This window comes from Kitasatospora sp. cg17-2, from assembly GCF_054031055.1.
Window position 1 is genome coordinate 187,063 of the sequence record NZ_CM132923.1, and the last position, 12,395, is coordinate 199,457.

At 73.0% G+C, this 12,395-nt stretch carries 10 protein-coding genes; 5 read left to right on the forward strand and 5 right to left on the reverse strand.

Annotated elements, in window-relative coordinates:
• Window positions 1–99 precede the first annotated feature (99 nt).
• The 3 genes from ACW14Y_RS00740 to ACW14Y_RS00750 are packed head-to-tail and all read right to left on the reverse strand — an operon-like array spanning window position 100 to window position 3,273.
• Window positions 100–996 carry a carbohydrate ABC transporter permease gene (locus ACW14Y_RS00740; RefSeq protein ID WP_380517408.1) on the reverse strand — a complete coding sequence of 299 codons (897 nt, stop codon included), beginning with the start codon at window positions 994–996 and terminating at the stop codon, window positions 100–102.
• Between the two features lie 4 nt (window positions 997–1,000).
• Window positions 1,001–1,945: a carbohydrate ABC transporter permease gene (locus ACW14Y_RS00745; protein WP_380307330.1), complete on the reverse strand. Its 945-nt coding sequence runs from the start codon at window positions 1,943–1,945 to the stop codon at window positions 1,001–1,003.
• On the reverse strand, window positions 1,942–3,273 hold the full coding sequence (locus tag ACW14Y_RS00750) for an ABC transporter substrate-binding protein (protein WP_456985485.1): 1,332 nt from the start codon (window positions 3,271–3,273) through the stop codon (window positions 1,942–1,944). Before ACW14Y_RS00750 ends, ACW14Y_RS00745 begins: the two co-directional genes overlap by 4 nt.
• 461 nt (window positions 3,274–3,734) lie before the next feature.
• On the opposite strand from ACW14Y_RS00750, the gene ACW14Y_RS00755 reads away from it, so the two are divergent.
• Window positions 3,735–4,793, forward strand: a complete 1,059-nt coding sequence (locus ACW14Y_RS00755) for a LacI family DNA-binding transcriptional regulator (RefSeq protein WP_380442816.1) — start codon at window positions 3,735–3,737, stop codon at window positions 4,791–4,793.
• A 38-nt stretch (window positions 4,794–4,831) separates the two neighbouring features.
• Here ACW14Y_RS00755 and ACW14Y_RS00760 read toward each other — a convergent pair whose 3' ends face one another.
• Together ACW14Y_RS00760 and ACW14Y_RS00765 are read right to left on the reverse strand one after the other, a co-directional pair.
• A complete protein-coding gene (locus tag ACW14Y_RS00760; RefSeq protein ID WP_456985486.1) occupies window positions 4,832–6,334 on the reverse strand; it encodes a hypothetical protein in 1,503 nt (500 codons plus the stop codon).
• Window positions 6,335–6,640: 306 nt separating this feature from the next.
• Window positions 6,641–8,131 (reverse strand): discoidin domain-containing protein, encoded by a 1,491-nt coding sequence (locus ACW14Y_RS00765; RefSeq protein ID WP_456985487.1) that lies wholly within the window; start codon window positions 8,129–8,131, stop codon window positions 6,641–6,643.
• Between the two features lie 686 nt (window positions 8,132–8,817).
• On the opposite strand from ACW14Y_RS00765, the gene ACW14Y_RS00770 reads away from it, so the two are divergent.
• From ACW14Y_RS00770 to ACW14Y_RS00785, 4 genes are all read left to right on the forward strand, one after another.
• On the forward strand, window positions 8,818–9,183 hold the full coding sequence (locus ACW14Y_RS00770) for a DUF485 domain-containing protein (protein WP_456985488.1): 366 nt from the start codon (window positions 8,818–8,820) through the stop codon (window positions 9,181–9,183).
• The gene (locus tag ACW14Y_RS00775; protein ID WP_380394828.1) at window positions 9,180–10,799 is read left to right on the forward strand and encodes a solute symporter family protein; all 1,620 of its coding nucleotides are present in this window, start codon (window positions 9,180–9,182) and stop codon (window positions 10,797–10,799) included. Before ACW14Y_RS00770 ends, ACW14Y_RS00775 begins: the two co-directional genes overlap by 4 nt.
• Before the next feature lie 235 nt (window positions 10,800–11,034).
• A complete protein-coding gene (locus tag ACW14Y_RS00780) occupies window positions 11,035–11,832 on the forward strand; it encodes a LytR/AlgR family response regulator transcription factor (protein ID WP_380394826.1) in 798 nt (265 codons plus the stop codon).
• A gap of 172 nt (window positions 11,833–12,004) precedes the next feature.
• On the forward strand, window positions 12,005–12,379 hold the full coding sequence (locus ACW14Y_RS00785) for a hypothetical protein (RefSeq protein ID WP_380307345.1): 375 nt from the start codon (window positions 12,005–12,007) through the stop codon (window positions 12,377–12,379).
• Window positions 12,380–12,395 lie beyond the last annotated feature (16 nt).

Genomic DNA, 12,395 nt, shown 5'->3' on the forward strand with positions numbered 1-12,395 from the left:
TCGCACTCCTCACGGCTCGGTGAGTGGGGGTGGGTGGGGAGGTGGAGCGGGGATGGAACCTGGGGGGTGGAACGTGGGGGGGGTGGAACGTGGGGGCGCTCAGCCCTTCTCGGACCCGGCCAGCTGCGCCGAGGTGAGGTGGCGCTGGGCGAGCAGGAACATCAGCAGGATCGGCAGCACGGAGAGGACACCGGCCAGGGCCGCCTCGGGCAGCCCGATGTCCACGTTGGAGAAGTTGGGGTTGCCGGAGACGATGTTCTCCATCGGCAGGACGCTCAGCCCCAGCGGCAGGGGGTAGTCGTCGGTGTCGCCGAGCATCAGGTACGGCAGCATGAAGTTCGTCCAGGCCGAGACGAAGCCGAAGAAGCCGATCAGCGCGACCAGCGGCCGGGCGAGCGGCAGCGCGACGGAGAAGAAGATCCTCGCCTCGGAGGCGCCGTCCACCCGGGCCGCCTCCAGCAGCGAGTCCGGCAGGCTGCTGGAGAAGAAGGTGTAGGCCAGGTACACGCCCCACGGGTAGAAGGCCAGCGGCAGGATCACGGAGAGGGCCGTCCCGGTGAGGTCGACCGCGGCGAGCTCCACGTACAGCGGCAGGACGGTGGCGGAGGTCGGCACGATCATGCCGATCAGCGTCGAGATCAGCAGCGCCTTCCGGCCCACGAACCGGAACTTCGCCATCCCGTAGCCGGCCGTGACGCAGAGCACCAGGCTCAGGGCCACTCCGGTGGAGGAGTAGAGCAGCGAGTTGCCGATCCAGCGCAGGACGATGCCGTCGTTGAAGGCGTACAGGTGCTCCCAGGCCCGCCCGACATTGGCCAACGAGCCGATGGAGAAGGGGAAGTCGTCGCGGATCGACTCGTCGGTCCTGGTGGGGGCCAGGACGAGCCAGACGACCGGGGCGAGGAAGACGGCGGCGGCCGCGAGCAGGAGCGCGTCGCGCGTCCAGGCACCGGCCCGTGCGCGCGCCCGGTGCCGCCGCGGGGGTATCGGGGTCATGGGACTACCTCCGGGCGTCGGTCTCGTAGAACTTGGTGCGGTAGATGACGACCAGTGCCGCGCCCAGGCCGACGGCCAGGAGCAGGACGGACAGCACGGAGGCCCGGCCGAAGGAGAGTTCTCCGCTGGCGTAGACGTAGGCGAGCTGGTTGGGCGACCAGGTGGCGCTGATGACCCCCTTGGAGACCAGTGACAGCAGCTGCGGCTCGACGAAGAGCTGAGTGCCCCCGGCGAAGCTGGTGATGAGGATGAACGCGAGGTACTTGCGGACGATCGGCAGCTTGATGTGGACGGCCTGCTGCCAGCCGTTGGCGCCGTCCATCCTGGCCGCCTCGATCACCTCGTCCGGGATGGACTGGAGCGCCCCGTAGAGGATCACGATCCAGCCGCCGGCCCCGGCCTCGACGGCGACCGCCGAGAGCACCACCGGAAGCCAGGGCCCGCCGAGGAGTTCCGCGCTGGAGTCGAACCCCATCGCCCGGAGCAGCGGCGCCGCGGGGCTGTACTGGGGGCTGATCATGAAGATCCACATCATCGCCGCCGCCGACCCCGTCACGGCGCCGGGCAGGTAGTAGGCCAGGCGCATCACGCCCGCGAACCGCCCCTTGCGCGCGTGCAGCAGGAGGCTGAGCGAGACGACCGTCAGCAGCAGCAGCGGGAGCCAGACGGCGAGGTAGAGCGCGATGTGCTCGACGGCCGGTCCGAGGCGGTAGTCGGAGGCGACCCTGGTCCAGTTGTCGGTGCCGGTGCGCTCGCCGCCGTAGGGGTCGGAGACCACGAAGGTGGTCCACAGGCCGTACCCGACCGGGAGGAGGCCGAAGGCGACCAGGAACACCAGGTAGGGGGCGACGAACAGCGGGCCCGCGCGGCGGCCCCGGCGTGCGGGCCGCGGGGGCCGTGCGGCCCGGTCGGTCCCCGGCACCCGTGCGGCAGGGGTGCCCCGGCTCACCGGGAGACCTTGTAGCCGGCGTTCTCGGCGGCCTGCTCCAGCTGCTTCTGCCACACCGGCAGCGCGCCCGCCAGGTCGCCCTTGCGGCTCGCGGTGGCGACGAAGGTCTGCGCGTAGGAGTCGGCGAACTGCCCCTCGAAGCGGATGTAGTCGTAGTTCTCGGCGATCCTTCCGGCCGCGTCCAGCATCGCCGGGCAGGGGTCGGCGGCGTAGAAGCGGTCGGCGGCCCGGGCCGCGCACCACTTCTGCGCCGTCGGCGTGTGGGCGGGCAGGGCGGACGCCGCCAGAATGCTGTCCGCGGCGTCGCTGGTGGTCAGCCAGGTGGCGATGTCGGCGGCGCCCTTGACGTTCTGGCTGTGCCGGGAGACCACCCAGAGCCCGCCGCCCATGGCGCCCGTGGTCGCCACGCTGTCGCCCGTCCAGGCCGGAACGGGGTGCGCGGCCAGCTGACCCTCGGGGATCCTGTACGAGCCCTTGAAGCCGTACTCGCCGAACCAGCCGGCCGCCGGGTACATGAGGATCGTGTTCTTCTTGCCGACCTCCTCGGTGAAGGTCGGGTCCCAGGGGCTGGTGGCGGTGACCGTCCCGTTCTCGACCAGGGGCTGGAGGAGTTCCGCGACCCGGGTGCACCGCGGGTCCGCGAGGTCGATCCTGATGTCGGTGGGGCCGGTGGTCTCCCGGTCGGGACACCCCGATCCGCCGAAGAACGCGCCGTAGCCGGAGACGTCGTTGATCCCGCCGATCAGGTAGCCGGGGTGCTCCTTCCCGAGCCTGACCCCGAGTTCCCGGTACTCGGCCCAGGTCGTCGGCACGCTGTAGCCGAACTGCTTCATCAGCGTCTCGTTGGTCCAGAGCACCACCGGCGCGGTGTCGTTGGCGAGGCAGAACAGCTTCCCCTCGTAGGTGCAGCCCTCCAGCGTCCCCTTGGCGAACTCCCGGCGGGTCTGCTCCGGCACCAGCTCGTCGAGCGGCTGGGCGAAGCGCAGCGGGGCGGCCGCCAGCGCCGAGACGTCCGACGGGGAGCCCAGGAACACGACGTCCGGCCACCCCTTTCCGGCCCGGTCGGCGAGGGCGATCTTCTGGGCGACCTCACCGGGCTTGTAGCTGGTGAGCACGACCTTGACCTTGGCCTGCGGGTGGGCTCTGACGTAGGCCTCCACGGCAGGCTGGCGGGTGTCGTCCGTCCAGACGGTCAGGGTGGCCTCGGCGTTCCCGCCGCCGCTGCCGCTCGCGCACCCGGCGAGGGCGGAGACCGCCGTCACGGCGCTCAGCGCCGCGGCGAGCGCACGGGAACGGGGGCCCTTCGAATGCGGACGGTTGGTGAACATGGGGTTGTTCCTCTCTGGACTGCCCGGCCGACGTCGCACGACGGCGGGCCCCGGTGAACGGGGTCGCGGCACTGTCGGGCCGGGAGGATGCGCAAGGGAGACCGGGCCGCGGCGGTCCGCCCGTGGGTGGCACCGGCGGCCGAATGCGGTGGTGGGGCTGAGTGTTACCGGGAACATTTTCACTGTCAACGCTTTGGACGGAACCGGTGGAAGTCCGCGGCGCGGCAACAACTCCGAATCCGGACGGGGACGTTCGGAGTGCGGTGCAGGCCCGCACGACGTCCCTCCCGGGCCGGTCCGAGCAGCACCGGCCGGGGCGCCCGACAGGGCCGCCGGAGGACGGCCGGCCTCGGGTCGTGCCACGGTCGGCCGCAGCGGGCTTGACGCAATCGGTGATACCGGTAACATCCTGGTTCATGTCGGCAGGGTCGCTCCGGCAGGCGCGGACGAGGAGCAGGAACATGGGGCAGACCGGACCGGACGGCACCGATCAGCCGGGCGGCGGCGCCGTCATGCGCGACGTCGCCCGGGTCGCGGGCGTGTCGAAGCAGACGGTCTCGCGCGTGCTCAACGGCAGCCCGGCCGTGCGTCCGGAGACCAGGAACCGGGTGCTCGCCGCCGTGGCGGAGCTCGGCTACCTGCCGAACCAGGCCGCCCGCGCGCTCACCACCGGCCAGACCCGCAACATCGGCGTGCTCGCCTACGACGTGGCCGACTTCGGCCCCGCGAACGTGGTCCAGGGCATCGCCCTCGCCGCCCAGGAGGTCGGGTACACGGTGAGCGTCGCCCCGATGCGCTCCCTGGGGCCCGTCCCGGTGCGGGACGCCGCGACCCGGCTGCTGGAGCACTCGGTCGACGGGCTGATCACCATCGCCCCGCACCGCGACATCGCGAAGGCCCTGCTCGACCTCCCCCGCAAGGTACCGGTCGTCGCCGTCGACGACTCGCTCGATCCGCTCGTCCCCGTCATCGCGGCGGACCAGGTCGAGGGGTCACGGCGCGCCACCGAACAGCTGCTGCACCTCGGGCACCGGACCGTCCACCACCTCGCCGGTCCGAGCGGCTGGGTCGCCGCCGAACAGCGGCGCGAAGGCTGGCTGGCCGCCCTGGTCGCGGCGGGCGCCCCGGTCCCCGACCCCCTGGTCGGCGACTGGAGCGCGGCGTCCGGCTACGAGCTGGGCCGCGTGCTGGCGGCCGACCCGGAGGTCACCGCCGTGCACGCGGCGAACGACCAGATGGCGGTCGGCCTGCTGCGCGCCCTGCACGAGGCCGGCCGCCGGGTACCCGAGCAGGTGAGCGTGATCGGCTTCGACGACATCCCCGAGTCCGCGTACACCATCCCCCCGCTGTCCACCGTCCGGGTGAACTTCGGCGACATCGGGCGACGGTGCATCAGCGTCCTGGTCGAGCAGCTCCGCAGCGGTACGGCGACGGCCCGGCAGCGGCCCTGGCTCCCCACCGAACTGGTGGTCCGCGCCAGCACCGGGCGCCCGCCCGCCGCCGCCCCGGACGGCCCGTAGCCTCCGGGGCGGCCCGTAGCCTCCGGGGTGGCCCCGGCCTACGCCCCTGAACAGACCGCACGGTCCCCCGCTCCTTCGAGGGCCTGACGGCTCTGCGGGCCGTACTCCCTCCGGTCGAACTCCTTCCCCGCGATACCCGCCGCCCGCTGGAAGCCGCGGAGGAAGCGCGCGGTCGCGTCGTCGAAGCCCCCGTCGGCGAAGGGCACGCTCTCGGGCACGCAGTTCGCCCGGATCAGCAGGTCCTGCATCCGCACCACGTCCGGCCCCGTGTCCCCGCGCCGCAGGGTCCGGAGGGTGGGGACGGCGGTGGGCGTCGGGGTGGCGGCGGTCGTGGTCGTGGGGCTCGCAGTGGGCGCGGTACTCGTGGCGGCGGAGGCCACGGGCGGCGCGGCGGAAGGGAGCGCCGGGGTCGGGAGCGCCGCGGTCGGGAGCGCGGCGGTCGGTGTACGCGACGGCGCCGCGGTCGCTCCCGGTCGGCGGTGGGTGGCGGAGGGCGTCGGCGACAGGGGCTGCGACGGCCGTCCTGCCACCGGTGCGGGAGTCGGTGCGGCCGACACCGGGGACGACGGACCCGAGGCCGTCGGCGTGCCCGCGGCGGGCGGGTCCGGGACCGGGTCCTCCCCCGGCGGCAGGGCGAGCACCACCACCGCCAGCCCCATTCCGGCGACCGCCCCCACACCCCAGCGCCGTACTGGCGCGGGCAGGCCGCCCACCGCGCCGGGCCGCCGCGCCACCCGGTGCGGTGGGCGGGCGGAGTCGGCCGGGACGGCCGTCCCCGGCGCAGGTGGTACCGGCACGGCCACGGCGGCCGGCGCGTCGAACCGGATCAGCAGCCCCCGCCGAAGGTGGTCGGCGTCCCAGTGGTGCACGGCCGCCAGATCCGCCAGGACCGTGCCGCACCGGGGACAGCGGGCGAGGTGGCGGACCGCCTCGGCGGTCGCCGGCCCGGCCCCGGCGGCCTGCTCCGCCAGCGCCGCCGCCAGGTGACGGCACCTCCGCTCCGCCACGGTCGCGACGTGCAGCCGCACGTAGGCGTCGGCGAGCGTCCGCCGGGCGGCAACGGGCGGGGCGTCCGACCCGGGCGGAGCGTCCGACCCGGGCGGAGCGACCAGGCCCCACCACAGCTGCGCCGCCCACGGTTCGGTGAGTCCCGCGAACGACCGCAGCAGCAGGCTCTCCTCCTCGGCGGCCGACAGGGCGACCCGAAGGCCGTCGTGCCCGGCGGCCCGGCGGTCCAGCCAGTGCAGGAAGCCGGGCGCCACGGTGTCCCGCCGGCCGGTCCCCGCCCTTCCCGCGGCGAGGTAGCGGGCCTCGCCGAGCAGCGGCACGAGCCAGCACGGGCCGGGCTCCGCACCGCGGTCGCAGGCGTCGACGGTCCGGGCCAGGGCCTCGGCCGACAGCTCCCGCGCGTCCTCCGCCGTGGCGCCCAGTCCACGGACACACGCCAGGATCACGTCACCGTAGCGCCGCGTCAGTTCGTCGACGGCGCCCTGCCCCGGGTTCGTCGCGGGAAGCAACACCTGGAGCTGGGCATCGGTCAATGCCCGGACCGTGGGTGGCATACGGCTCCTGTCCGGCGGCCCCCGTGCGGTGGCCTCGCACCGCGGAGGGGCGTCGCCCGGTTCGGTCGACGTCGGATGGCGGCACACGGACCCGCCCGAGCCGCGGGCCGCCCCTCGAACGAGCGACTCCTCCTCGGACGGCCGTGTCCCGGCTTTCCGAGGAGGAGTCGTGAGCGGTGCCTTCCGTCCCGCGCCGTTGCCGAACCGTTATGGAGGACCTTCGCGCCGGAAGGGTGCGGACGGGTGCCGGAGCGGATCGGGCGGCACGCTCCGCAGCGTGTCCCGTCAGCCGGTGGGGACGTTGACCCGGACCTCGGGCAGGGTCAGGTAATTCGTTCCGGCGAGCTGGACCCTGACGTACCGTCCGTCGGCACCCACGGGAACGGTCAGCTTCGCCGGCGCGGTGCCCTTGATCCGGATCTTCTTCACCGCCGGGTCGGCCTGGATGTCCGCCCAGCTACGGCCGGTGAGGTCGGTGGCCGACACGACGACGTCGAAGTCGGTGAGGCGCTCCATGACCCAGTCCGTGCGGTTGAACAGCTCCACCGACCGGATCTGCCGCTTCGTGCCGAGGTCGACCTGCCACCACGGCTGCGCCTCGTTCCTGGTGTAGCTCGGGGTCGCCTGCGCATAGACGCCCTTGGTGTCGCCGTCCACCGCGTTGCCGGCCTCCTCCCTCCCCGCCCAGTTGGTGGAGGACTGGGTGGCGGGCCTGCCCAGCGCCGCGTTGACGGTGGACGTCACCGGCGCGCCGTACTGCTCGTCGGTGAATACGGTCCTCCACTGCTGGTCGGCGAACCACTTGTGCACGTCGGCGGTGTAGTGCTTGCCGTCGGTGAAGATCCCGTAGTTCTGCGGGCTGTTGGGCCGGTAGAGCGGCGAGCCCGTCGCCGAGGCGGCGTTCGCGGCGTCGAGCAGCCGGTAGGGGCCGGACGCGGCGATGGCCGTCAGGGCCTGGGTGGCGTGCCCCGTCGACGCCTGGTTGTAGGCCGTCGAGCGCGGACGGTAGAGGAAGAACGGGGCCGTGGGCGCCCCGCTGATCGTCCGCAGCGGCTCGAAGACCTTGAGGAACGCCTGCTGGATGTGGGCCGCGCTGATCGTCGACGCGTTCCCCGCCTCGGACTCCCACTGGTTCCAGTGGACACCGATGATGCGCGGCTGCTTGCCGGCCTCCTGCAGTGCCCGCAGGCCGTTGGCGATCGTATTCGTCGCCAGCGGGAACAGGCTCGCGACGTCGGTCGGGTCGCGGTCCGGCCACCACCGGTCGTTCGACCCGTCGGTCGACTGGATGCCCTGGCTGCCCCAGGCGATGTGGATGATGTTGAGGTCGGGCAGCTTCGCACCCGCCTCCGTGGCGCGCTGCCAGCGCAGTGCGGTCGCCGACGCGACGGTGTAGTTGCGTCCTGCATTGAACTCGTCGCCGAGGTTGTTGCCGGCGCAGGTGTACTGGGACCAGACGGCCTTCGTCGCGCCGGCCGCCCGGTTGTCCGCCCGGTTCAACCCCCTGACGCGGTCGAGGGACTGGCACTTCGCACGGTCGGCGGCGTCCAGGGGTGCTCCCCAGCCCTCCGCGTTGCTCTGGCCGAGCACGATCAGCACCGGCGCGTCGTTCGCACCGTACGGGTTCGGGACGGGCTCCGCCGCCGACAGCGCGGGGAACACGGCTGCGGAACCCGCCAGCAGGGCGAGCGCCGCCACCAGCGAGGTGAGCGGTCGGGTGACGGGCGTGGGGACGGTACGCCGGGAGGGCGCCCGGAGCGCGGTTCTTCCGAACATGGGTGGATGCTCCTTGCAGCGTGTCCTGCGTGAGGGTGGTCGGGCTGTCGCCCGGGGCACGAGAAGGGACGAGCGGGATCCGGTGGAGCGGTGGCCACCGACGGGTGAGGGGCCGTCAGAGGCACCGCGGACCCGGACGACGCGGACGTGACGCGGCTGCTGTCCACGTGCCGACGGCCGGGTGTGCGGTGAGGGTGGTGCGTCGCCCGCCGGCAGGGCCGACCGGGCCGCTGGGAACCGGGCGTCGGTGGGAAGAGCCGTCCGTGAACCGGACCGACCGGTCGACACCCGGGGAACGCATCGCCGGAGCACCCGATGACCGAGGTGCCCGATCGCGATGAGGCACATGACACCCTTCGGCCCGAACCACCGTCAAGAGGTGGAGCCGACGAGACCTCCTTGTGACCCCGACCGCTCCGTCCGTCCAACGGCCCGGGGCCGTTCGACCGTTCGTCGCACCGCTCACCGCAGAACGCGACCGCTCACCGCACGCTCCGGTGCGAGGCCTACCGCTGCCCGCCCGCAGGCGCTGGGATACGCCGCAGGAACGAACCCGCTGGTAGGAGGGGCCCGACGACGGCTCGACGGCACCCGCCGAGCAGGATCCGGGCACGGCCGACACGCACCCGCGCGACAGCCCCTCCGGCCCCGCTCCTCCCCCGCACCCGCTCACCCAGGAGGCACGCGTGGAAACGTCATCGACCACCCGGCCGGCGGATCCCGACCGCCCGGAACATCTGGAACAGAGCGAGGAGTTCCGCCGGCTCCGCAGGTCCTTCCGCGGTTTCGCCTTCCCGGTGACCGCGGGCTTCATCCTCTGGTACCTGCTCTACGTCCTGCTCTCCAGCTACGCCCCCGGCCTGATGGGCACCAAGCTCTTCGGCCGCGTCAACGTCGCCCTCGTCCTCGGCCTGCTCCAGTTCGCCAGCACCTTCACCATCGCGGCGTGGTACGCCCGTTACGCCGACCGCCACCTCGACCCGCCCGCCGCCGCCGTCCGCGAAGGCCGCACGGCCGAGGCACTCGCCGAGCCCGGGAGGGCCGACTCATGACCACCACCCTGCTCGCCGCCGGCTCCTCCACCGAGCACCGCACCCTGACCATGGCCCTGTTCGGCCTCTTCGTCCTGGCCACCCTCGGCATCACCCTCTGGGCCGGGCGGCAGACCAAGGACGCCGCCGACTACTACGCCGGCGGCCGCGGCTTCACCGGCTTCCAGAACGGCCTCGCCATCTCCGGCGACTACATGTCCGCGGCGTCCTTCCTCGGCATCGCCGGAGCCATCGCCCTCTACGGCTACGACGGCTTCCTCTACTCCGTCGGCTTCCTGGTCGCCTGGCTCGTCGCCCTGCTGCTGATCGCCGAACCGCTGCGCAACTCGGGGCGCTTCACCATGGCCGACGTGCTGGCCTTCCGGATGCGCCAGCGCCCGGTACGCACCGCCGCCGGCATCTCCACCATCGTGGTGTCGATCTTCTACCTGCTCGCCCAGATGGTCGGCGCCGGCTCCCTGGTCGCCCTGCTCCTCGGGGTCAGCGGCGACGGCGCCAAGCGCTGGACCATCGTCGCCGTCGGCGCGCTGATGGTGGTCTACGTGGTGATCGGCGGTATGAAGGGCACCACCTGGGTGCAGATCGTCAAAGCGGTGCTGCTGATCGCCGGCGCCGGTCTGATGACCGTCCTGGTGCTCGCCAAGTACGGCTTCAACATCTCCACCATGCTCGGCGCCGCCGCCGACGCCAGCGGCAAGGGCTCGGCGTTCCTCGAACCCGGGCTGAAGTACGGCGCCACCGGCACCAGCAAACTCGACTTCCTCAGCCTGGGGATCGCGCTGGTGCTGGGCACCGCCGGCCTGCCGCACATCCTGGTCCGCTTCTACACCGTCCCCACCGCCAAGGTCGCCCGGAAGTCCGTGCTCTGGGCGATCGGCATCATCGGCGGCTTCTACCTGATGACCCTCGCGCTCGGCTTCGGCGCCGCCGCCCTGCTCGGCCCCAAGACCATCAAGGCCTCCAACGCGGCCGGCAACACCGCCGCCCCGCTGCTCGCCGAGCACCTCGGCGGCGGCGCGGGCACCACCGGCGGCGCCGTGCTGCTCGCGGTGATCTCCGCGGTCGCCTTCGCCACCATCCTCGCCGTCGTCGCCGGACTCACCCTCGCCTCCTCGGCCTCCTTCGCCCACGACCTCTACGCCAACGTCATCCGGCGCGGCAGAGCGAGTGAGAAGGAGGAGGTCCGCTCCGCCAAACTCGCCGCCGTCGCCATCGGCGCCGTCGCCATCGTGCTGTCCCTCTTCGCCGACAAGCTCAACACCGCCGCCCTGGTCGCCCTGGCCTTCGCGGTCGCCGCCTCCGCCAACCTGCCCACCCTGCTCTACTCCCTCTTCTGGAAGCGCTTCAACACCGCCGGCGCCGTCAGCTCCGTCTACGCCGGACTGATCAGCTCCGTGCTGCTGGTCACCTTCTCCACCGTCGTCTCCGGCAAGCCGAGCTCGCTGCTCCCCGACAGCGACTTCCACTGGTTCCCGCTGGAGAACCCCGGCCTGGTCTCCATCCCGATCGGCTTCCTCGCCGGCGTGATCGGCACCCTGCTCTCCAAGGAGAAGGCCGACCCGGCCAAGTACGCGGAACTGGAGGTCCGTTCACTCACCGGGCTGGGCGCCCACTGACCCGGCCGGACCGCCCGCCCCGAACCAGCCGTCTCCCTGGAAACAGAAGCCTCCGCCGACCGGTCCCGCGCAGTCCGACCTGGACCGCGCGGGACCGGACCGTCACCGGTGCTGCACGCACCTGGAACCTCGTCCGGGCCCGGCTCCCGCCCACCGGCCACAAAGGCCGAACTCCCGGCCGACGGGGGCGGCGCAGCACGGCGGACGCCGCCCGACGCGGTCTACACTCCGCACCATGCTGCGCGTACTGGCCGTCGACGACGAGGCGCCGGCGCTGGAGGAGCTGCTGTACCTCCTGCGCGCCGACCCTCGGGTCCGGAGTGCCGAGGGTGCCACCGGCTCGACCGAGGCGCTGCTGCGCCTCAGCCGGGCGCTCGACGCGGGGCCCGACGGTCCGGAGGCCGTGGACGTCGTCTTCCTCGACATCCACATGCCGGGTATGACGGGGCTCGACACGGCCAGGCTCATCGCCGGGTTCGCCCGGCCGCCGCTGATCGTCTTCGTCACCGCCCACGAGAACTTCGCCGTCACGGCGTTCGACCTGAAGGCCGTCGACTACGTGCTCAAGCCGGTACGGCGGGAGCGGCTGGCCGAGGCGGTCCGGCGGGTGAGCGAGCTGGCCGCGGCCGGGCGCGAGGGTGCCGCCGTCCCGGCCGAGGTCCGGCCGGAGGTACCCGCGACCCCGGCGGAGGACCCTCCGGTCGAGTACATCCAGGTGGACCGCGCGGGTGTCACCCGGCTCGTGCCGCGCACCGACATCACCTATGTCGAGGCCCACGGCGACTACGCGCGGCTGCACACGGCCGACGGCGAGCATCTGGTTCGGATCCCGCTGGCCGTCCTGGAGGAGCGCTGGGCCCCGCACGGCTTCGTCCGCATCCACCGCAGCCACCTCGTCGCCCTCGGCCGCATCGACGAGCTCCGGCTGGACTCCGGGGCGACCACCGTGCGCGTCGGGACCACCGTCCTCGCGGTCAGCCGCCGCCACGCCCGCCACCTCCGCGACCTGCTGATCCGGCGCGCCCACGGCTGACACCCGCCTGCCGAGCCGACGTACCGCCGCCGCCGTCACGCCCCGAAGCAGCTCCGCACGGCGCCGGATTCCTCCACACATGACCTACCTTCCTCCGCCGCCGCTCTGTACTCTTCGAGCACCCCCGGACGCCCGTCCGGACGGTCCGCCGAACGATGCCGGAGCCGATGCGATGCCAGCGGAGCACCGACCCCGCCGCGAGGTGGTCACCGGCATACCCAGACGCGCCGGCCGGCCTCCCGGTGACCGCCCGGCGCGCAGCGAGATCGCCGAACGGACAGCTCTCGGAGACGTGTACGTGCGCTCCCTGATGCGGAGCCAGCTGCGCGCGGCGCTGTCCGCGCTCGGCCTGCTCCTCCTGCTGGTCGGCACCCTCCCCCTGCTGTTCGCCGCCCCCACCGCCGGGTCCTTCCCGGCCCGCGGCCCGATCCTCTGGGCGGTGCTCGGGGTGGCCGTCCATCCGGTGATCTGGCTCCTCGCCCGCCGCTACGTGCGCCGCGCCGAACGCAACGAGCGCGACTTCACCGGGCTCGTCGAGGGCCGCTGAGCACGGCGACGGGAAC